The sequence below is a fragment of the Streptomyces coeruleofuscus genome (assembly GCF_039532725.1).
Lineage (GTDB): Bacteria > Actinomycetota > Actinomycetes > Streptomycetales > Streptomycetaceae > Streptomyces > Streptomyces coeruleofuscus.
The window spans coordinates 1-20,402 of record NZ_BAAASE010000003.1 but is presented as its reverse complement, the minus strand read 5'-3'; the positions used below and the strand labels follow the sequence as shown (position 1 = coordinate 20,402).

Sequence of the window (20,402 nt, the reverse complement as noted above, 5' to 3'; positions counted from 1 at the left end):
CACCGGTTACCCCCGCAGCACCACGGCCTGCCCCGCCACCACCAACAGCACATGCTCACACTCGTCCGCGAACCCCGCGTTCAACCGCCCGAGTTCGTCCCGGTACCGCCGCCCCGACGCAGTCGACGGCACGATCCCCGACCCCACCTCGTTCGACACGGCGACAACGGTCCGCCGAGTGGAGCGCACCGCCTCCGTCAACTCCCGCACCCGCTCCCGCAACGCCTTCTCCCCCCGCTCCGCCCACACCGCGTCGTCCCACGCCCCGGCGGCATCCATCGCATCCGTCAGCCACAACGACAGACAGTCGATGAGCAACGGCGGCCCCTCCGCCTCCAGCAGCGGCACCAGATCGCACGTCTCGGCCGTCCGCCACGACCCCGGCCGCCGGTCCCGGTGCGCGGCCACCCGCGCCGACCACTCGGTGTCCCCGTTGCGCGACCCGCCCGTCGCCACGTACAGCACGTCCGGGAAGGCCTCCAGCCTCCGTTCGGCCTCCACCGACTTGCCCGACCGCGCCCCGCCCAGCACCAGCGTCCGCCGCGGCACGTCCGGCACGTCCTCGTACACCCCCACCGCCAGCGTCGTCCCGTCCGGGACGGCCCGCGCCCCGGCCGCCGCGAGCCGCCGCCCGAGCTCCGGCCCCGGCGGCACGTCGTGGTCCAGATGGACGGCGACCACATCGGTCGTCGCCCCCACCGCACCGACCGCCCGCAGCTTCGCCAACGCGTCCGGCCGCCCCACGACGTCCGCGAGCACCATGTCGTACGACTCCGCCGGCTCCTCCAGCCCCGCCGGCGCCCCGCCCGGCGGCAGGTACAGCAGCCGCTGCCCCTCCGGGCCGGTCACCGCGTACCCCGTGCCCGGCGCGTCCAGCGCCACCGCCCGCACCCGGTGCCCCGTCAGCAGCGTCAACTCCCGTCCGTCCGGCACTCGTCCGGGTTGCGGCAGCCCGGCCGGCACCTCGACCGCCGGCCCGTCGTGCGGATGGGACAGCAGCACCTGCCGTACGCCGGTCAGGGAACGGCCCGCGCGCGCCGCCGCGAACGCGGCTCCGGGCGTCAGGTCGAGCAGCAGCGCCCCGTCCAGGAGCAGCGCGGTGGCCGCCCGCGCGTCCGGGCCGAGGGCAGCCGCACAGGCCGCGCAGGGACAGTCGGGGCGGGGGAGTCCCGCGGGGGCGCCGGTGCCGAGCAGAGTCAGTTCCACGCCCCGATTCTCGCCCGCCACCATGTGTCATGCGTGCTGGAGACGCCCCTGAGGGGCGCGGGCCGTATCGATATATGCGGCTCCGCCGCGCGGGCGCGCCCAGCCCACCACGACCCGCACGCACCCACTGACCTGCACACCCGACCACATATCCCGCCCACCCCAGCGGAGCGCATAGGCTCGGGGCGGGAGCCGGACCAAGATCCGGCTTTTCGCTGTGCAGTGTGCTCACACACATGGGAGGCGTACATGGCGGCATGGACGTGGCGGTTCGAGAAGACCGACGGGACGGAGGTCCAGCCCGCGGTGCCGCCGGAGGAGTTCCCCACCCAGGGGGACGCCGAGTCCTGGATCGGGGAGCACTGGAAGGCCCTGCTGGAAGGCGGTGCCGACCAGGTGCGGCTGTTCGAGGACGCCACGGAGATCTACGGGCCGATGAGCCTGCACGCGGCCGACGCGTGAGCCCCGGGGCGGGGGCCGGCTGACGGCCCCCGCCCACTCCGCCGGCCGGCGGTCAGCCCCGTACGCCGCACAGGTGCAGCAGCGCCGCCACCCCGCGGTACGGATCCGTCCGCCCGGCCTTCTCCTCCACCGCGAGCAGCGTCTCCACGTCGGACGGGACCTCGGCGCCGTCCGCAGCCGTGTCCGTGAACACGCGCACCCCGTACCAGGCGTGCAGCGGCGCCCCGATCCCGGCGAGCGTCGCCGTCAGGTCCTTCAGCCGGTCGGCCCTCACGTCCAGCCCCAGGCGGTTGCAGTAGGCGGTCGTGTCGAAGGCGGCCAGCGCGCCCGCCCAGTCGCCGGACAGCCCCGGCCGTATCGCGAGCGCGTCCCCGTTGCGCACGAGCAGGGAGAGCAGCCCGCCGGGCGCGAGCATCCGGGCCAGGCCCGCCAGCAGCGGGTCGGGCTCCTCCACGTACATCAGGACGCCGTGGCACAGCACCACGTCGAAACTGCCCGGCAGGAAGTGCACGCCGGTGTCCCGGCCGTCGCCCTCGATGATCCGCATCCGCTCCCGGATGCCCTCCGGCTCCCCGGCGAGGGACTCCCGGGCCACGGCGATCATCGTCGCGTCCTGCTCCAGACCGGTCACCTGGTGCCCGGCCCGGGCCAGCCGCAGCGCCTGTGTGCCCTGGCCCATGCCCACGTCGAGCACCCGCAGCCGCTTGCCGACCGGGAAACGCCCGATGATCTGTTCGTCCAGCTGCCGGGCCACCAGCTCCTGCCGGACGACATCGCGCAGCCCGCCCAGCTTGTCCAGCCAGGCATCCGCCGCGCCCCCGGAGAACGACGTCGCGGTCAGGGCCGCTCTCCGCGCTTGACCTGCGGCTTCGGCAGCCGGAGCCGGCGCATCTGGAGAGAGCGCATCAGCGCGTAGGCGACCGCGCCGCGCTTGTTCTCGCCCGCGAAGCGCTCGTTGAGCTGCTTCTTCAGGCGGAACGCCGTGACGAACGAGTCGAGCACGATCAGCACGATCACCACGAGCCACAGCAGCAGCGCGATGTTCTGGAGCGCCGCCACCCGCACCATGCTCAGCACGAGGATGACCACGGCCATCGGCAGGAAGAACTCCGCGATGTTGAACCGCGAGTCGACGAAGTCGCGCGCGAACCGGCGGACCGGTCCCTTGTCACGCGCGGGCAGGTAGCGCTCGTCGCCGCTCGCCAGCGCCTGGCGCTGGCGCTCCAGCGCGCTGCGGCGCTCCTCGCGCTGCCGCTTGGCAGCCTCCTTCCGCGTCATCGACGTGTTGGCGACGCTGCGGCGCTGGGACTGGGCCTCACTGCGCTTGGGCGTGGGCCTGCCCTTCGGGGCCTGCGGGTCGCGGGGCTGCTTGGAGAAGTTCACCGGCGCCTTGTCGGCGGCCTGGGCCTTCTCATCCTTCGAACGGCTACGGAACACAAAACCCAAGGGTAAGGGCTTCCCGGGCATGGACCCCAGTCCCGCGGGGAACGATCCGGCAACACCAGTCGTCTGTAAGGGGACAGAGGGGACGTTGTGTACGCACCCGGTCGTTCCCGGGACGTGGGGCTCCGGTTACCCGGGGTATCCCGGGTTACCCCGGGGACCACCTACTCCCTACGCCGGAGCGGGAGCGTGCTCAGTCGTCCTTGGGGATGAGCGCATCCGTCCCCGAACAGTGCGGTAATGGATGCAGGGCCCGTACTGTGGGTTCTGTCGCAGGTGCTGGAGCCGGAGTCGGTCAGAAGGGGGCGCGCGAAGCCCATGAGCGGTGTCATGAAGCGTATGGGGATGATCTTCCGCGCGAAGGCGAACAAGGCCCTTGACCGGGCCGAGGACCCGCGCGAGACCCTCGATTACTCGTACCAGAAGCAGCTGGAGCTCCTCCAGAAGGTCCGCCGCGGTGTCGCCGACGTGGCGACCTCGCGCAAGCGCCTGGAACTCCAGCTCAACCAGTTGCAGTCCCAGTCCACCAAGCTGGAGGACCAGGGCCGCAAGGCGCTCGCGCTGGGCCGAGAGGACCTGGCCCGCGAAGCGCTGTCCCGCCGTGCCGCCCTCCAGCAGCAGGTGACCGACCTGGAGACCCAGCACGCGACGCTCCAGGGCGAGGAGGAGAAGCTCACCCTCGCGGCCCAGCGGCTCCAGGCCAAGGTCGACGCCTTCCGTACGAAGAAGGAGACGATCAAGGCGACGTACACGGCGGCCCAGGCGCAGACCCGCATCGGAGAGGCCTTCTCCGGCATCTCCGAGGAGATGGGCGACGTCGGCCTGGCGATCCAGCGCGCCGAGGACAAGACGGCCCAGCTCCAGGCCCGCGCCGGGGCCATCGACGAGCTGCTCGCCTCCGGTGCCCTGGAGGACCCCTCCGGCATGCACAAGGACGATCTCCAGGCCGAGCTGGACCGGCTCTCCGGTGGTACGGATGTAGAGCTGGAACTGCAGCGCATGAAGGCCGAGCTGGCCGGCGGATCGAGTGCCGGGCAGCAGGCCCTCGAAGGTGGCACGAGCCAGCAGGAGTCCCAGCAGCAGCCGCAGGACACCCCGCGCTTCGACAAGCAGTAGGGGCCCACGCCTAGGAGGGCGACATGATCGTGCGGATCATGGGGGAGGGCCAGGTGAGGCTGGCCGACGGCCACCTCACCGAACTGAACAAGCTGGACGACGAACTCCTGGCCGAGATGGAGAACGGCGACGGCCCCGGCTTCCGCCGCACCCTCCAGGCCCTGCTGACCAGGGTCAGAGACCTGGGCGAACCCCTGCCCGACGACTCCCTGGAGCCATCGGAACTGATCCTCCCGTCCCCGGACGCGACGCTGGAGGAAGTCAGCGAACTGCTCAGCGACGACGGCTTGATCCCGGGGTGAGTCGCCCCGCCCTCACCTCAACGCCGGGTGCCATATTCTCCGACACCCACCCCAGCTACCGTAAACCCACGTGAGCACCCTCCAGCGGGTCAAATGCCAGGCCAAAGCACATCCCCTGGCCATGGACGCGGTCCTGGCCGCAGGCGTCCTGGTCTGCATGGTCGCCGGATCGTTCGTCGAGCCCCGCCACCGTGACAGCGTCAGCTGGGCCCTGCGCACCCCCGACCTCCTCAGCCTCGTCCTCATCACCCTCGGCGCAGCCGCACTGGTTTTCCGCCGCCGCGCCCCGATGACGGTCCTCTGCCTCACCGGCACGGTCTCCGTCATCGAATCCGTCACCGGCGACCCCCGCGCCCCCGTCGCCATGTCCGCGGTCATCGCCCTGTACACCGTCGCCTCCACCACCGACCGCCCCACCACCTGGCGCGTCGGCCTGGTCACCATGACCGTGCTGACCGGCTCCGCCATGGCCGCCGGCAGCCTGCCCTGGTACGCCCAGGAAAACCTCGCGATCTTCGCCTGGACCGGCATCGGCGCCACCGCCGGCGACGCGGTCCGCAGCCGCCGCGCCTTCGTCCAGGCCATCCGCGAACGCGCCGAACGCGCCGAACGCACCCGCGAGGAGGAGGCCCGCCGCCGGGTCGCCGAGGAGCGCCTGCGGATCGCCCGCGACCTGCACGACGTCGTGGCCCACCACATCGCCCTGGTCAACGTCCAGGCAGGCGTCGCCGCGCACGTCATGGACAAGCGCCCCGACCAGGCCAAGGAGGCCCTCGCCCACGTCCGGGAGGCCAGCCGCTCCGCCCTCAACGAACTCCGCGCCACCGTCGGACTGCTCAGACAGTCCGGCGACCCGGAGGCCCCCACCGAACCCGCCCCCGGCCTGGACCGCCTCGACGAACTCACCGGCACCTTCCGCAACGCCGGCCTGCACATCGAGGTCGCCCGCGCCGACCAGGACACCACCCTCCCCGCAGCCGTCGACCTGGCCGCCTACCGGATCATCCAGGAGGCCCTCACCAACGTGCAAAAGCACGCCGGGCCGCAGGCCAAGGCCGAGGTCAGCGTCGTACGGGTCGGACCTCACATCGAGATCACCGTCCTGGACGACGGCAGCGGCGAGAACGACACCCCGGGCAGCGGCGGCGGGCACGGACTGCTCGGCATGCGGGAACGCGTCAGCGCCCTGCGCGGCACCCTCACCACCGGTCCCCGCTACGGCGGCGGTTTCCGTGTCCATGCGATCCTGCCGGTCAAGAACCGCACACCCGGGGAGGACCCCGCATGACGATCCGTGTCCTGCTCGCCGACGACCAGGCGCTGCTCCGCAGCGCCTTTCGCGTACTCGTCGACTCCGAGCCCGACATGGAGGTGGTGGGAGAGGCCTCCGACGGCGCGGAGGCGGTACGGATGACGAAGGAGCAGCGCGCCGACGTCGTCCTCATGGACATCCGGATGCCCGGCACCGACGGTCTCGCCGCGACCCGCATGATCAGCGCCGACCCGGAGCTCGCCGACGTCCGCGTGGTCATCCTGACGACGTTCGAGGTCGACGACTACGTCGTGCAGTCGCTGCGCGCCGGCGCCTCCGGCTTCCTCGGCAAGGGCTCCGAGCCCGACGAACTGCTGACCGCCATCCGGACGGCGGCCGGCGGTCAGGCACTGCTGTCCCCGGCGGCCACCACGGGCCTGATCGCCCGTTTCCTCGCCCAGGAGGACCCCGACGCGGGCGACCGCGACCCGGCCCGCGGCGAGCGGCTCGACTCGCTCACCGTCCGGGAGCGCGAGGTGCTGGTCCAGGTCGCGGGCGGCCACTCCAACGACGAGATCGCCGAGCGGCTGGAGGTCAGCCCGCTGACGGTGAAGACACACGTCAACCGGGCCATGGCCAAGCTGGGCGCCCGGGACCGGGCCCAGCTCGTGGTCATCGCGTACGAGTCCGGTCTGGTCCGTCCAAGGGTGGAGTGAGCCCGGCCCGGGCGTACTGCGCCGGGAGTATGCGCCGCATAAGGAACGGGACCTGGGGCCTACGGATCGGTCCCGCCGATGGCTCAGGGTGTAGGGGCGGGCGCTCATCTGCGCGCCCGCTGCCGCTTGCGCCGTTAACAGAAGAGAGACCCTGACCCATGTCCTGGCTGTCGAGATTCAGCCTCGCGCAACGGGCCCTGATAGGGCTGATGTCGATCATCGCGCTCGTCTTCGGGGCGATCGCGATACCCCAGCTCAAGCAGCAGCTGCTGCCCACCATCGAACTGCCCATGGTGTCCGTGCTGGCGCCGTACCAGGGCGCGTCCCCGGACGTGGTCGAGAAGCAGGTCGTCGAGCCCATCGAGGACAGCCTCGAAGCCGTCGACGGCATCAGTGGCGTGACCTCCACCGCCACCGAGGGCAACGCCGTGATCATGGCGTCCTTCGACTACGGCAACGGCACCGAACAGCTCGTCGCCGATGTGCAGCAGGCCGTCAACCGGGCCCGCGTCCAGCTCCCGGACGACGTGGACCCGCAGGTCGTCGCCGGTTCGACGGACGACATCCCGACCGTCGTCCTCGCCGTCACCTCCGACCGGGACCAGCAGGCCCTGGCCGACCAGCTCGACAAGACGGTCGTGCCGGACCTGAAGAGCATCGACGGCGTCGGCCAGGTCACCGTCGACGGTGTGCGGGACCTCCAGGTCACCGTCACCCCCGACGAGGCGAAGCTGGCGAAGGCCGGCCTCACCTCGCAGGCCCTCGCCCAGGCCCTCCAGGCGGGCGGCGCGACCGTCCCGGCCGGCTCCTTCGACGAGGGCGGCGCCAACCGCACGGTCCAGGTCGGCGGCGGCTTCACCTCGCTGAAGCAGATCCAGGACCTGATGGTCACGGGCGAGCCCGGCAAGGGCAAGCCGGTACGCCTCGGCTCCGTCGCCACGGTGAAGCAGCAGGAGGCCCCGGCCGACTCCATCACCCGCACGGACGGCAGGCCCAGCCTCGCCGTCGCCGTCACCATGGACCGCGACGGCAGCGCGGTCGCGATCTCCGACGCCGTCCAGGACAAGCTCCCCGACCTACGCAAGGACCTCGGCTCCGGCGCGAACCTCACGGTCGTCAGCGACCAGGGCCCGGCCGTGTCGAAGTCCATCAAGGGCCTCACCACCGAGGGCGCGCTCGGTCTGCTCTTCGCCGTCCTGGTGATCCTGGTCTTCCTGGCCTCGATCCGCTCGACCCTCGTGACGGCGGTGTCCATCCCGCTGTCCGTCGTCCTCGCCCTGATCGTGCTGTGGACGCGCGACCTGTCGCTGAACGTCCTGACGCTGGGCGCGCTGACCATCGCCATCGGCCGGGTCGTCGACGACTCGATCGTGGTGCTGGAGAACATCAAGCGGCACCTCGGCTACGGCGAGGAGCGCAACTCGGCCATCCTCAACGCGGTCCGCGAGGTCGCGGGCGCGGTGACGTCCTCGACGCTCACCACGGTCGCCGTGTTCCTGCCGATCGGCCTGGTCGGCGGCATGGTGGGCGAGCTGTTCGGCTCGTTCAGCCTCACGGTCACGGCCGCGCTGCTGGCGTCCCTGCTCGTCTCCCTGACGGTCGTACCGGTGCTGTCGTACTGGTTCCTGCGGCCCCCGAAGGGCACGCCCGAGGACGCGGACGAGGCCCGCCGGATCGCCGAGGAGAAGGAGGCCAAGAGCCGCCTCCAGCGCATCTACGTCCCGGTCCTGCGCTTCGCGACCCGCCGCCGGCTCACCAGCGTCGCCCTCGCGATCGTCGTGCTGGTCGGCACGTTCGGCATGGCACCCCTGCTGAAGACGAACTTCTTCGACCAGGGCGAGGTCGAGGTCCTCACCGTCAAGCAGGAGCTGAAGCCCGGCACCAGCCTGGAGGCCACCAACGCCCAGGCCAAGAAGGTCGAGCAGCTCCTCGGCGACACCGAGGGCGTGAAGAACCACCAGGTCACGATCGGCTCGTCCGGCTTCATGGCGGCCTTCGGCGGCGGCACGGACACCAACCAGGCCTCGTACCAGGTGACGCTGGACGACTCGGCGTCGTACGAGGACGTCCAGGACCGCATCGAGAAGGGCCTGGCCGGTCTGAAGGGCATCGGCACGACCACCATCACCGCCGGTGACGGCTTCGGCGCCCAGGACCTCAGCGTGGTCGTGAAGGCCGCCGACGCCGACGTCCTGCGCACGGCGGCCGAAGAGGTCCGCAAGACGGTCGCCTCGCTCGACGACGTCACGGACGTCACCAGCGACCTGGCGACCAGCGTGCCCCGGATCTCCGTGAAGGCCAACGACAAGGCCGCCGCGGCCGGCTTCAACGACCAGACCCTCGGCGCCGCCGTCGCCCAGGCCGTCCGCGGCACCAACGCCGCCAAGGCGGTCCTGGACGACACCGAGCGCGACGTCGTCATCCGCTCGGCGAAGCCCGCGACGACGCTGAAGCAGCTTCAGGACCTGCGCCTGGGCGCGGTGAAGCTCGGCGACATCGCGACGGTGAAGCTGGTCGACGGCCCGGTCTCCATGACCCGCATCGACGGCCAGCGCGCGGCCACCATCACCGCCAAGCCGACCGGCGACAACACGGGCGCGGTGAGCACCAAGCTCCAGTCCGAGATCAGCGCGCTGAAGCTCCCGGACGGCGCCACGGCGTCGATCGGCGGTGTCTCCGAGGACCAGGAGGAGGCGTTCGCCAACCTGGGCCTGGCGATGCTCGCGGCCATCGCGATCGTCTTCATGCTGCTGGTCGGCACCTTCCGGTCCCTGGTCCAGCCGCTGATCCTGCTCGTCTCCATCCCGTTCGCGGCCACGGGCGCGATCGGCCTGCTGGTGGCCACCGGCACGCCGATGGGCGTCCCCGCGATGATCGGCATGCTGATGCTGATCGGCATCGTGGTGACGAACGCGATCGTGCTGATCGACCTGATCAACCAGTACCGCAAGCAGGGCTACGGCGTCGTCGAAGCCGTGGTCGAGGGCGGCCGCCACCGGCTGCGGCCCATCCTCATGACCGCCCTGGCGACGATCTTCGCGCTGCTGCCGATGGCCCTCGGCATCACCGGCGAGGGCGGCTTCATCGCCCAGCCGCTGGCCGTGGTCGTGATCGGCGGCCTGGTGACGTCGACCCTGCTGACGCTGCTGCTGGTCCCGACGCTGTACGCGATGTTCGAACTCCGCAAGGAGCGCCGGGCGAAGAAGCGCGCGGCGAAGAAGGGCCTCCCCGCCCAGCGGACGGACGCGGCGGAGCCGGAGCACGCGGGCGTGTGACGGCCTGACCCGGCGGCGGCCGGGCACCGGACCCCAGGGTCGGTGCCCGGCCGCTCTCACGTCCCGGTACGTATCCTGTGGGCCTGAACGGCATTACGGGGGAAGGGGATTCGGGCGTGCCGCTGCACAGCGACGACCCGAAGTCGGTCGGCGGCTACAAGCTGCTCGACCGGCTCGGGGCCGGGGGCATGGGCGTCGTCTACCGGGGCAGGGCGCGGTCGGGCCGTGACGTCGCCATCAAGGTGGTGCACGCCCAGTACGCCGCGGACACCGTCTTCCGCGCCCGGTTCCGGCAGGAGATCGCGGCCGTCCGCAAGGTCAGCGGCGCCTTCACCGCACCGGTCCTGGACGCCGACCCCGAGGCGGCGCTGCCCTGGATGGCGACCCAGTACGTGCCCGGGCCCTCGCTCGCCCGGCGGATCCGCGACCGGGGCGCCCTGCCGGACGCCGACGTGCGCGGACTGGCCCTGGGCCTGGTCGAGGCACTGCGCGACATCCACCGGGCCGGCGTGGTGCACCGGGACCTGAAACCGGCCAACGTCCTGCTCGCCGAGGACGGGCCCCGTGTCATCGACTTCGGCATCTCCCGGGCGGCGGAGAACCACCAGACGCTGACCGAGACGGGCCAGATGATCGGCACTCCGCCCTTCATGTCTCCGGAACAGCTCGTCGACGCCCGTGCGGTCGGCCCGGCCTCGGACGTCTTCTCCCTCGGCTCACTGCTGGTCTACGCCGTCACCGGCCGCGGCCCCTTCGACATGGACAGCCCCTATCTGACGGCCTACCGGGTGGTCCACGACGAACCCGTGCTGGACGGAGTGGCGGAGCCGCTGCGGGGCGTCCTTGAGCGCTGCCTGTCCAAGGAGGCCGCGGACCGGCCCGGACTCGACGAGCTGGCCCGGGAGTTCGCGACCGCCCTGCCCGAGCCGGTGGACGGCGATCCGGCCACCGTGACCCTCCGCGCGGACAGGATCCCGGCGGCCGGGGCCACCCGCCCCGCGACCCTGGCGGACCCGCCGGGCCCCACCCGCCCCCGCCGCCGCATCCGCCCGCTGCTCGCCGCGACGGCCACGGTCGGCGCCCTGGCCCTCGGCCTGACGGCCTATCTGACGCTCGGCCCCGGCTGGGCGCGGAGCGCGGACCGGCCCGGCACCTCACCCTCCGCGAACTCCCGGTGGGCGGCGCCGCCCACCGGCTGGAAGTCCTGGCAGACGACCGTGTACGAGACGGCCGGGCGCGGCGTGCGGAAGACGCCGAAGCGGCAGGTCGGCGAGACCCGGGGCGGGCCGGGGTGCCAGGTGTACGAGGGTGCCGTCTTCTGCGCGGGCGACGGGATCCTGCCCGTACGCCTGGACGGGAAGACGGGCGGGACCGTCTGGCGCGCCGGCCCGCCGGCGGCCGTCACCGGCGACGGATTCTCCAGGTTCGAGATCCTCGGCGTCCGGGACGACGCGGTACTGGTCCAGCAGGAGCCCCCGGGCGAAGGGGCCACCCGGGTCTTCGCCTTCGACACCGGCACCGGCGACCGGCTCTGGGACCGAGCGGTGAACGACGAGTGGGTGGAGGTGGTCTTCTCCGGCGACATGGTGGTGATCCCGGAGGGCGACGGCACCTCGGTGACGGCCCGCTCGCTCCGCACCGGCGCTCCGCGCTGGACGGAACGGCTGCCCGCGAGGCACGCCTGCGGGATCCTGGAGGCCGCCCGGAAGCTGTACCTGCACTGCAGCCCGGAGGCGGCACCCCAGAAGAGCCTGGTCATGGAACTGCACCCGGCCGACGGCCCGGCACGCCGGCTGACCGTACCCGGCAAGGCCATCTACTTCGGATCGTTCGACGGCCGGCTCCTGTTCCTGGACCTGACCCAGGACGAGGACGGGAACACACTCCTCGGGCAGGACGCGCCGTATGCGGGAATCCGGTTGCTGGACCCCGCCACCGGTGCGGAAAGCACGACGAAGCTGGCCGAGGAGTACGGGGGACAGGTGACGCTGGCGGACGGCACCCTGTGGTTCGCCACCCCCAGCGGACAGGTGACCGCCGTGTCGGCCCGCACGGGCAGACCGCTCTGGCAGACCCCGACCAGCCTGGAACAACCGAGCGAGGCGACGTACGACCCGCGGACCCGGGCCGTGTACCTCGCCAGTGCCAGCGGCCGCGTCGGGGCGCTCGACGCCAAGAAGGGCACGCTGCTGTGGGAGACGCTGCCGCGGGCCCAGCGCAACGACACCGACTGGGGTGCCACCAGGGTGCGGCTCGTCGGGGGCGCCCTGGTCGCGGCCACCCCCGGCGGCACCGTCTTCAGCCTCGACCCCGCGCACCCCGAGCGGAAACCGCACTCGGGGTGACGACGGGCGGGGCGGGGACTACGGCAGGGCCAGCATCCGCTCCAGGGCCAGCTTCGCGAACGCCTCCGTCTCCTTGTCCACCTCGATGCGGTTGACCAGGTTGCCCTCGGCCAGCGACTCCAGGGCCCAGACCAGGTGGGGGAGGTCGATGCGGTTCATGGTCGAGCAGAAGCAGACCGTCTTGTCGAGGAAGACGATCTCCTTGCCCTCGGGCGCGAAACGGTTCGCCAGGCGGCGGACCAGGTTCAGCTCCGTGCCGATGGCCCACTTGGAGCCGGCCGGCGCGGCCTCCAGGGCCTTGATGATGTACTCCGTCGAGCCGACGTAGTCCGCCGCGGCCACGACCTCGTGCTTGCACTCGGGGTGGACCAGGACGTTGACGCCCGGGATGCGCTCGCGCACGTCGTTGACCGAGTCCAGGCTGAAGCGGCCGTGCACCGAGCAGTGGCCGCGCCACAGGATCATCTTCGCGGCGCGCAGCTCGTCGGCCGTCAGCCCGCCGTTCGGCTTGTGCGGGTTGTAGACGACGCAGTCGTCCAGGGACATGCCCATGTCCCGCACGGCGGTGTTGCGGCCCAGGTGCTGGTCCGGCAGGAAGAGGACCTTCTCGCCCTGCTCGAAGGCCCAGTCCAGGGCCCGCTTGGCGTTCGAGGAGGTGCAGATCGTGCCGCCGTGCTTGCCCGTGAACGCCTTGATGTCGGCGGACGAGTTCATGTACGAGACGGGCACGACCTGCTCGGCTATCCCGGCCTCGGTCAGCACGTCCCAGCACTCGGCGACCTGCTCGGCCGTCGCCATGTCGGCCATCGAGCAGCCGGCGGCGAGGTCGGGCAGGACGACCTTCTGGTCGTCGGACGTCAGGATGTCCGCGGACTCCGCCATGAAGTGCACACCGCAGAACACGATGTACTCGGCCTCCGGACGCGCCGCCGCGTCCCGGGCGAGCTTGAAGGAGTCCCCCGTGACGTCGGCGAACTGGATGACCTCGTCGCGCTGGTAGTGGTGGCCGAGCACGAAGACCTTGTCCCCGAGCTTCTCCTTCGCCTTGCGGGCGCGCTCCACCAGGTCCGGGTCGGACGGCGAGGGCAGGTCGCCTGGACACTCCACGCCCCGCTCGCTCTTCGGGTCGGCCTCACGGCCGAGGAGCAGCAGGGCGAGGGGCGTCGGCTGTACGTCGAGCTCCTGGGTTTGGGCGGTGGTCACGACACGCACCCTTTCTGTTCCGCGACTTTTCGTCGATTTGACGCTATCTATCATAACCGCTTCACGTCACTTTGACGATGGCCATAGCGTCTGTGTGACATGAATCCCGGCGAGCCGCCGTTCATTCCCGGGAAAGCCGGGAAAGAGCCGTTTTCCGGTTCCCGGCGCGTGTGCGAGCATGAAAAGGAGCCGAGATCGAGCGCCCGGCCCGGAATGAATCCGCGGCCCCGCCGGTTGGACCCGTCGGCAAGCAGTCTCCGTACAACCCGGGAGAGATGTAGATGTCCGTATCGGACGAGACCACCACCGTCAGCGACGGCATCATCCTGACCGACGCCGCCGCGGACAAGGTCAGGACCCTGCTCGACCAGGAAGGCCGCGACGACCTCGCGCTGCGCGTCGCCGTCCAGCCCGGCGGCTGCTCCGGCCTGCGCTACCAGCTCTTCTTCGACGAGCGTTCCCTCGACGGTGACGTGGAGAAGGACTTCGGCGGTGTGAAGGTCGTCACCGACCGCATGAGCGCCCCGTACCTGGGCGGCGCCACGATCGACTTCGTGGACACGATCGAGAAGCAGGGTTTCACGATCGACAACCCGAACGCGACGGGCTCCTGCGCCTGCGGCGACTCCTTCAGCTGAGCCTGCCGAGCCGCTTCCCGCGGCCGCGCACATGACGAAGGCGGCGGCCCCCTCCGACGGGGCCGCCGCCTTCGCGCTGTGCCGTACTACCGCTCCCGCGTCGGGGGAGCCGGCAGCCGCGCGCCCTCCTTGGCCAGCGGGACCGCCTTGCCGTCCGAGTTCACGACCTCGCGGTCGCCGAGCGGCTCGTCCAGCTGCACGGTCTGCTGGAACTGCTTCGCGATCATGATGCAGACCTTGTCCGGCCACGGGGTCGAGGTCACCGTGACCTTCACCTCGTCCCCACTCTCGCTCGCCTTCACGTCGTAGTCGGCGCACACCCCGCCCGTGAAGGTCACGGTCAGCTCCGAGCCCTCGGCCCGGTAGCCGTCCACCTCGACGTCACGCGGCTCGGGAGCCGACGTCGGCTTGTCACTCGGCTCGCTCGGCGTGGGGGAGGCCAGGTACTTCGGGTCGACCGCCGGGTACGTCACCGTGAACGGGTCCTTCGCGCCCGGCGCCGTCACCTCGAACAGCCAGGACGGCACCAGCGCCTGCCGCCCGTCCACGAAGTGCGAGGCCAGCCCGAACACCGCGTCCCGCACCGTCACGGCGTCCTTCTCGGGAGCGCCGCTCGCCGACGACTCGCAGGGCTGCTCCAGCCGGTCCTTCAGCGGCACGGGGCGCGCGCAGCCGCCTATGCCCATGCGGTGGTCGCCCGTCGGCCGCTGTTCCATCAGCTCCAGCGCCTTCTCCGCGCCGACCACGGGGTACGTGTCCCCCTTCACCGGCGTCTTCAGCTGACCGCTGCCGCCGACGACCTCGCCGTCGGAGCCGACCGTGACCCCGGTCGTCCAGCCGTGCGTGGGCAGTCCACCGATCTCGGGAGCGGCGTTCACCACCCGCTGGGCGCCCATGACCTGGCTCGCGTCGAGCTTCGCGTCGTCCTGACCCAACGCCTTCAGCACGGGCGCCGCGGCCTTCTCGGCCTCCGCCGCGCTCACCGGGCTGCCGCCGTGCTGCGGAGCGGTGCAGGCGTCGGTGCCCTTGCAGTTGTCGGTGCCCGGGGCGTACCGGCTGAAGGTCCAGGCTCCCGGTGCCTGCCTGTTCACCTGGAGACTCGGCCCCGAACCGTCCTGACCGGCCCCGACCTTCCAGGCCTCGCCCTGCGCCACCGGCGACCCCTCGACCCCGAGGGCCTTCGCCAGCCGGGCCACGTCCTCCTTGGTGACCCCGCCCTGCGCCCGGTACACCGGGGCTTCGCCGGGGCCGTCCGGAAGCGGGCCGCCGAGCCGGTAGGTGGCGCCGTAGGGGTTGGGCTCACCGGGCGCGAAGCCGTTGCCGCCGCCCGACGTCGATTCCGCGTACCCGTCGAGCGCGAGCGGCGGGGGAGTGTCGTCCCCACCGGGCGCGCCGGACGTCGCACCGCCGTCGGACCCGCCGGAGGCGTTGGCCGCGAGCCAGGCCCCACCGCCGCCGATCAGCAGCACGGCGGCGGCGACGGAGGCGATGATCGCGGGCGTCCGCGACCGCCCACTGCCCGGACGGACCAGGTGTTCTTCCTCGCGGGGGAGGTCGCCGTGGGGTGCGGGGGGTGTCGTTTCCGCGCCCGCTTCCGGGGCCGGGCCGGAATCGGCTTCCTGGCCGTCGGGACTTTCCGCTGCGACCTCGCGGTCCGGGGCCGGGCCGGCTTCCTCGGCGTCGGCACCACCTGTACGGGCTTCCTCGGCGTCGGCATCATCTGTACCGGCTTCCTCAGCGTCGGCACCATCTGTACCGGCCTCCTCGGCGCCGGCTTCCGAGGTGCCGGACTCCTCGGCCGCCGGGGCCGCGTCGTCCGTCCCGGCCTCGCCGGCCTCGGCACCGTCCGTCGCCTCGGCGTCCGCCTCAGAAGCCCGCACGCCATCACCCGGCGACTCGGGAGCTTCAGCGGCCTCGGAAGCCTCACCGGCCTCGGCGGTCTCCGCGGCGTCAGCCGAACCCCGCTCCTCGACCTCCGGGGTGTCGGCGGATCCGGCGCCGCCCACATCCCTGGCGTCGTCGTCGTTGTCGGGTCGCTCGGTGTTCACCGCATCGCTCCTTCGGCTGCACAGCTGTCCCACGGGACCCGGCCCGGTCCGAAACGGGCCACTGTCGGGTCGTATCCCGCATCCCCTTTACGGGGGACAGCGATGGGACGCAGCGGGGGAGCGCACGGTTCCCCGTGATGCTCCGCTCAGTCCCCGTAGTCCGACATCGCGTCGAGCAGCCGCGCCGACGCCGGGGGTACGGTCACGCCGTGGATCAGGGCCGGGGAGACCGGCCGGGAGGCGACCCGGTCGGGAACCGCCCAGTGGGGTGCCATCCGGGCCCCGTCACCCGGCAGCGACGCCAGATCACCTTCGAGATCGACCGGAACCGGCACCTGGAGCTTGAGGTTCGTCATATCCGCACCGTATGCACGCCGGACCTCACGGAGAAAGATCTACTATCGGGTAGTTTCGATGCCTTCAGAGCGGCGCCGCCCACCCGATAGCGTGAAGTGTCAAGGTCCGCCCTCCCTCAGGAGAGTCCACGCCGTGCGCATCGCAGTCACCGGCTCCATCGCCACCGACCACCTCATGACCTTCCCCGGCCGCTTCGCCGACCAGCTCGTAGCGGACCAACTGCACACGGTCTCGCTGTCGTTCCTGGTCGACAAGCTCGACGTCCGCCGCGGCGGCGTCGCCGCGAACATCGCCTTCGGCATGGGACAGCTCGGCACCCGCCCGATCCTGGTCGGCGCCGCGGGCGCGGACTTCGACGAATACCGGGCGTGGCTCGACCGGCACGGCGTCGACACCGACTCCGTCCGCATCTCCGACACGCTGCACACCGCCCGCTTCGTGTGCACGACCGACGCCGATCACAACCAGATCGGCTCCTTCTACACCGGCGCCATGAGCGAGGCCCGCCTCATCGAGCTGAAGACCGTCGCCGACCGCGTCGGCGGTCTCGACCTGGTCTCCATCGGCGCGGACGACCCGGAGGCCATGCTCCGTCACACCGAGGAGTGCCGCTCCCGGTCCATCCCGTTCGCCGCCGACTTCTCCCAGCAGATCGCCCGCATGGACGGCGAGGAGATCCGCATCCTGCTGGACGGGGCGACGTACCTCTTCTCCAACGAGTACGAGAAGGGCCTCATCGAGTCCAAGACCGGCTGGACCGACGCGGAGATCCTGTCCAGGGTGGGCCACCGGGTGACCACCCTCGGCGCGCAGGGCGTCCGGATCGAGCGGACCGGCGAGGATCCGATCGAGGTCGGCACCCCGGACGAGGAGCGCAAGGCCGACCCGACCGGCGTCGGCGACGCCTTCCGCGCGGGCTTCCTCTCGGGCCTCGCCTGGGGCGTCTCCCTGGAGCGCGCGGCCCAGGTCGGCTGCATGCTGGCGACTCTCGTCATCGAGACGGTGGGGACGCAGGAGTACCAGCTGCGGCGCGGGCATTTCATGGAGCGGTTCACCAAGGCGTACGGGGACGAGGCTGCGGCGGAGGTTCAGGCGCACCTGGCCTGACCGTTGTCGTCTGCAGGGGCGTGGGGGCTGGTCGCGCCCACGCGGCAGAGCCGCACATCGACACAGCCCCGCGCCCCTGAGGTGATCAGCTCGCCCGGCGGACCAGGTACGCCGTTCCTCGGTCCGCCGGTTCCTCCCCCGCGTACTCCTGGCCCCGCATCTCGCACCACGCCGGGATGTCGAGCCGCGCCGCCTCGTCGTCCGACAGGACGCGGACCAGCCCGCCCACCGGTACGTCGCCGATGACCTTCGCCAGCTCGATCACCGGAATCGGGCAGCGCTTGCCGAGGGAGTCGACGACCAGGACGTCCTCCTCGCGGGCGACCTCGGAGGCGACCGGCGCCCCCAGCTTCTCCCGCACCGCCGCCACCGTCCCCGGCAGCACCTCCAGGAACCGCTCGACGTCCTCCTCGGCCACCCCCACCGGCAGGGAAACCCGCACATTTCCCTCACTCAGTACGCCCATCGCCCGGAGCACATGGCTCGGCGTCAGCGTGCTGCTGGTGCAGGACGAGCCGGACGAGACCGAGAAACCCTCCCGGTCCAGCTCGTGGAGCAGCACCTCCCCGTCGACATAGAGACACGAGAACGTGACGACCCCGGGCAGCCTGCGCACCGGATCGCCGACCACCTCGACGTCCGGCACCGCCCGCGGCACCCGCACCCGGATCCGCTCCGTCAGCTCCCGCAGCCGCAGGGCCTCCTCGGCCGCCTCGGCCCGTACGGCCCGCAGCGACGCGGCAGCCGCCACGATCGCCGGGATGTTCTCGAAACCGGCCGCCCGCCCCGACTCCCGCTCGTCGACCGGCCCTTGCGGTGCGAACCGAACACCCTTGCGGACGACGAGCAGGCCGACCCCGGCCGGGCCGCCCCACTTGTGCGCGCTGGCCGTGAGCAGCGACCAGTCGCCCTCCACCGGCCCCCACCCCAGCGACTGCGCCGCGTCCACCAGCAACGGCACCCCCGCCGCCCGGCACGCCTCGGCCACCTCGGCCACCGGCTGCTCGGTCCCCACCTCGTGGTTGGCCGACTGGAGACAGGCCAGCGCCGTGTCCGCGCGCAGGGCGTCGCCGTACGCCGCCGGATCCACCCGTCCGGTGCGGTCCACCGGGATCTGTGTGACGGTCCCTCCGGCGGCCTCGAGGGACTCCGCCGAATGCAGTACAGACGAATGTTCGACTGCTGACACGATCAGGTGGCGCCCGACCCGCCTCCGCCCGGCCAGCGCCCCGGCAATCCCCGTATGCACGGCACGCGTTCCGGACGACGTGAAGATCAGTTCGTCCGGTCTGCAGCCCACCGCCTCGGCAGCGGCCTCCCGCGCCGCGTCCAGCAGCACCCGGGCACGCCGTCCCTCCCTGTACAGACGCGCGGGATCCGCCCACCCTTCGTCGAGCGAGGCCAGCAGGGCCTGCCGGGCAACAGAATGAAGCGGAGCAGCGGAAGCAGCATCGAAGTAGGCCACACAGCAACGCTAAGACGTTCAGCAGGGCAGTGGACCTCAGGGGCGCGGGGAACTGCGCGACTGGCCACAAACAACCCGCAGCCGCCAAACCAGCGAACCACCCCTCCGCATAGGCACCCCTCCCCGAGAACCCCCGGAGGGCGTCGGCTAGGGTTTGGTCCGCATAAACATCCAAACCCCTGCCCGACGCAGGGCGGCGACCGACCAGCGAGAAGGCCAGGCCGCAGCCGATCCGCGCGGGCGAGACTCTCGGGAAGGCGCTACGTGAGTCCCAACGGCTCCGACCGCTCGCCGCGGCGCCCGATGCGGCGGAAGCTGCTGCAGGCACTGACCGCGGGCCTGGTCTTGGCGACAGCCACCGGTTGCTCGTACAACTGGGAAGACTTCCCCCGCCTTGGTATGCCCACCCCGACCACGGAAGAGGCTCCGCGGATCCTCTCCCTGTGGCAGGGGTCCTGGGCGGCTGCGCTCGCCGTTGGCGTGCTGGTGTGGGGTCTGATCCTGTGGAGTGCTTTCTTCCACCGGCGCAGCCGCACCAAGGTCGAGGTTCCTCCGCAGACCCGGTACAACATGCCCATCGAGGCGCTGTACACCGTGGTCCCGCTCATCATCGTCTCGGTGTTGTTCTACTTCACCGCTCGTGACGAGTCCGAGCTGCTCAGCCTCAAGAAGAAGCCCGACGTCACGGTCAACGTGGTCGGCTTCCAGTGGAGCTGGTGCTTCAACTACATCGAGCCGGTCGCCGGTTCCACCGGTGACGCCAAGAAGTCCCCGGACCTGGACGCGATCCCGGACCGGTTCAAGAAGGACTTCCCGGCCAACGCCGGCGGTGTCTACGACTGCGGCACCCCCGGTACGCGGAACCCGCAGACCAACAACCCGGGTCCGACGCTCTGGCTGCCCAAGGGCAAGACGGTCCGCTTCGTCCTCACCTCGCGTGACGTCATCCACTCCTTCTGGGTGGTGCCGTTCCTGATGAAGCAGGACGTCATCCCGGGCCACACCAATGCCTTCGAGGTGACCCCCAACAAGGAGGGCACCTTCCTGGGCAAGTGCGCCGAGCTCTGCGGCGTCGACCACTCTCGGATGCTGTTCAACGTGAAGGTCGTCTCCCCCGAGCGCTACGAGCAGCACCTCAAGGACCTCGTGGACAAGCAGCAGAACGGTTACGTTCCTGCCGGCATCGCGCAGACGAGCCACGAGAAGAACCGGGAGACGAACAACCTGTGAGCATCCTCAACGAACCCCAGGGTGCCGCGGCAGCAGGGTCCCACTACCAGGACGAGCTGCCGGTCAGGCGCCAGAACCGCGGCAGTGTCGTGGTCAAGTGGCTGACGACGACGGATCACAAGACGATCGGCACGCTGTACCTGGTGACGTCGTTCGCGTTCTTCGTCATCGGTGGCGTGATGGCGCTGTTCATGCGCGCCGAGCTCGCCCGGCCTGGTCTGCAGATCATGTCGAACG

General features: G+C 71.3%; 17 protein-coding genes and 1 pseudogene. 11 read left to right on the top strand and 7 right to left on the bottom strand.

The window, feature by feature from the left end; all coding sequences use genetic code 11:
* Positions 1-6 precede the first annotated feature (6 nt).
* On the bottom strand, positions 7-1,206 hold the full coding sequence (locus ABFX81_RS11410; protein WP_086848286.1) for a bifunctional adenosylcobinamide kinase/adenosylcobinamide-phosphate guanylyltransferase: 1,200 nt from the start codon (positions 1,204-1,206) through the stop codon (positions 7-9).
* Positions 1,207-1,455: 249 nt separating this feature from the next.
* Here ABFX81_RS11410 and ABFX81_RS11405 point away from each other — a divergent pair, with 249 nt between their 5' ends.
* Positions 1,456-1,668, top strand: coding sequence for a hypothetical protein (locus tag ABFX81_RS11405; RefSeq protein ID WP_010037201.1), 213 nt, complete (start codon positions 1,456-1,458; stop codon positions 1,666-1,668).
* Between the two features lie 52 nt (positions 1,669-1,720).
* Here ABFX81_RS11405 and ABFX81_RS11400 read toward each other — a convergent pair whose 3' ends face one another.
* Together ABFX81_RS11400 and ABFX81_RS11395 are read right to left on the bottom strand one after the other, a co-directional pair.
* On the bottom strand, positions 1,721-2,422 hold the full coding sequence (locus ABFX81_RS11400; protein WP_086848273.1) for a methyltransferase domain-containing protein: 702 nt from the start codon (positions 2,420-2,422) through the stop codon (positions 1,721-1,723).
* A gap of 83 nt (positions 2,423-2,505) precedes the next feature.
* Complete coding sequence (locus ABFX81_RS11395) at positions 2,506-3,105, bottom strand: DUF3043 domain-containing protein (protein ID WP_086848275.1); 600 nt, start codon at positions 3,103-3,105, stop codon at positions 2,506-2,508.
* A gap of 336 nt (positions 3,106-3,441) precedes the next feature.
* Here ABFX81_RS11395 and ABFX81_RS11390 point away from each other — a divergent pair, with 336 nt between their 5' ends.
* The 6 genes from ABFX81_RS11390 to ABFX81_RS11365 all read left to right on the top strand — a co-directional run bounded on the left by ABFX81_RS11390 (position 3,442) and on the right by ABFX81_RS11365 (position 12,117).
* Positions 3,442-4,227, top strand: coding sequence for a PspA/IM30 family protein (locus ABFX81_RS11390; protein WP_086848277.1), 786 nt, complete (start codon positions 3,442-3,444; stop codon positions 4,225-4,227).
* Between the two features lie 23 nt (positions 4,228-4,250).
* Positions 4,251-4,529, top strand: a complete 279-nt coding sequence (gene pspAA, locus ABFX81_RS11385) for a PspA-associated protein PspAA (protein WP_086848279.1) — start codon at positions 4,251-4,253, stop codon at positions 4,527-4,529.
* A 70-nt stretch (positions 4,530-4,599) separates the two neighbouring features.
* Positions 4,600-5,817, top strand: coding sequence for a histidine kinase (locus tag ABFX81_RS11380; RefSeq protein WP_086848281.1), 1,218 nt, complete (start codon positions 4,600-4,602; stop codon positions 5,815-5,817).
* Entirely contained in the window at positions 5,814-6,497 is a 684-nt protein-coding gene (locus tag ABFX81_RS11375) for a response regulator (RefSeq protein WP_086848283.1), read from the top strand. The genes ABFX81_RS11380 and ABFX81_RS11375 overlap by 4 nt, the downstream gene beginning before the upstream one ends.
* Positions 6,498-6,655: 158 nt before the next feature.
* Positions 6,656-9,772: an efflux RND transporter permease subunit gene (locus ABFX81_RS11370; RefSeq protein WP_086848285.1), complete on the top strand. Its 3,117-nt coding sequence runs from the start codon at positions 6,656-6,658 to the stop codon at positions 9,770-9,772.
* 116 nt (positions 9,773-9,888) lie between these two features.
* A complete protein-coding gene (locus tag ABFX81_RS11365; protein WP_346138000.1) occupies positions 9,889-12,117 on the top strand; it encodes a protein kinase domain-containing protein in 2,229 nt (742 codons plus the stop codon).
* 18 nt (positions 12,118-12,135) lie between these two features.
* Here the strand turns inward: ABFX81_RS11365 and nadA are convergent, their stop codons facing one another.
* Positions 12,136-13,320, bottom strand: a complete 1,185-nt coding sequence (gene nadA, locus ABFX81_RS11360) for a quinolinate synthase NadA (RefSeq protein ID WP_037672259.1) — start codon at positions 13,318-13,320, stop codon at positions 12,136-12,138.
* A 281-nt stretch (positions 13,321-13,601) separates the two neighbouring features.
* Between nadA and ABFX81_RS11355 the strand changes: the two genes are divergently transcribed.
* A complete protein-coding gene (locus tag ABFX81_RS11355) occupies positions 13,602-13,958 on the top strand; it encodes a HesB/IscA family protein (protein WP_086851802.1) in 357 nt (118 codons plus the stop codon).
* Between the two features lie 86 nt (positions 13,959-14,044).
* Here ABFX81_RS11355 and ABFX81_RS11350 read toward each other — a convergent pair whose 3' ends face one another.
* On the bottom strand, positions 14,045-16,006 hold the full coding sequence (locus ABFX81_RS11350; protein WP_346137999.1) for a hypothetical protein: 1,962 nt from the start codon (positions 16,004-16,006) through the stop codon (positions 14,045-14,047).
* 146 nt (positions 16,007-16,152) lie between these two features.
* The gene (locus ABFX81_RS11345) at positions 16,153-16,362 is read right to left on the bottom strand and encodes a hypothetical protein (protein ID WP_086855287.1); all 210 of its coding nucleotides are present in this window, start codon (positions 16,360-16,362) and stop codon (positions 16,153-16,155) included.
* Between the two features lie 133 nt (positions 16,363-16,495).
* On the opposite strand from ABFX81_RS11345, the gene ABFX81_RS11340 reads away from it, so the two are divergent.
* Positions 16,496-17,470 carry a carbohydrate kinase family protein gene (locus tag ABFX81_RS11340; protein ID WP_086855288.1) on the top strand — a complete coding sequence of 325 codons (975 nt, stop codon included), beginning with the start codon at positions 16,496-16,498 and terminating at the stop codon, positions 17,468-17,470.
* Between the two features lie 85 nt (positions 17,471-17,555).
* On the opposite strand, the gene ABFX81_RS11335 is transcribed toward ABFX81_RS11340, so the two are convergent.
* Positions 17,556-18,935 carry an aminotransferase class V-fold PLP-dependent enzyme gene (locus tag ABFX81_RS11335; RefSeq protein ID WP_086855289.1) on the bottom strand — a complete coding sequence of 460 codons (1,380 nt, stop codon included), beginning with the start codon at positions 18,933-18,935 and terminating at the stop codon, positions 17,556-17,558.
* A 264-nt stretch (positions 18,936-19,199) separates the two neighbouring features.
* On the opposite strand from ABFX81_RS11335, the gene ctaC reads away from it, so the two are divergent.
* Complete coding sequence (gene ctaC / locus ABFX81_RS11330) at positions 19,200-20,165, top strand: aa3-type cytochrome oxidase subunit II (protein ID WP_086855290.1); 966 nt, start codon at positions 19,200-19,202, stop codon at positions 20,163-20,165.
* Positions 20,162-20,402 (top strand): annotated as a pseudogene (locus ABFX81_RS11325) (aa3-type cytochrome oxidase subunit I); the annotation flags it as partial. The gene ctaC and the pseudogene ABFX81_RS11325, both read left to right, overlap by 4 nt.

Coding starts and splice junctions, on each gene's coding strand:
- ABFX81_RS11390 (WP_086848277.1), top strand. CDS start 3,442: ATGAAGCGTATGGGGATGATCTTCCGCGCGAAGGCGAACAAGGCCCTT.
- ABFX81_RS11355 (WP_086851802.1), top strand. CDS start 13,602: ATGTCCGTATCGGACGAGACCACCACCGTCAGCGACGGCATCATCCTG.
- ABFX81_RS11345 (WP_086855287.1), bottom strand. CDS start 16,362: ATGACGAACCTCAAGCTCCAGGTGCCGGTTCCGGTCGATCTCGAAGGT.
- ABFX81_RS11375 (WP_086848283.1), top strand. CDS start 5,814: ATGACGATCCGTGTCCTGCTCGCCGACGACCAGGCGCTGCTCCGCAGC.
- ABFX81_RS11405 (WP_010037201.1), top strand. CDS start 1,456: ATGGCGGCATGGACGTGGCGGTTCGAGAAGACCGACGGGACGGAGGTC.
- ABFX81_RS11370 (WP_086848285.1), top strand. CDS start 6,656: ATGTCCTGGCTGTCGAGATTCAGCCTCGCGCAACGGGCCCTGATAGGG.
- pspAA (WP_086848279.1), top strand. CDS start 4,251: ATGATCGTGCGGATCATGGGGGAGGGCCAGGTGAGGCTGGCCGACGGC.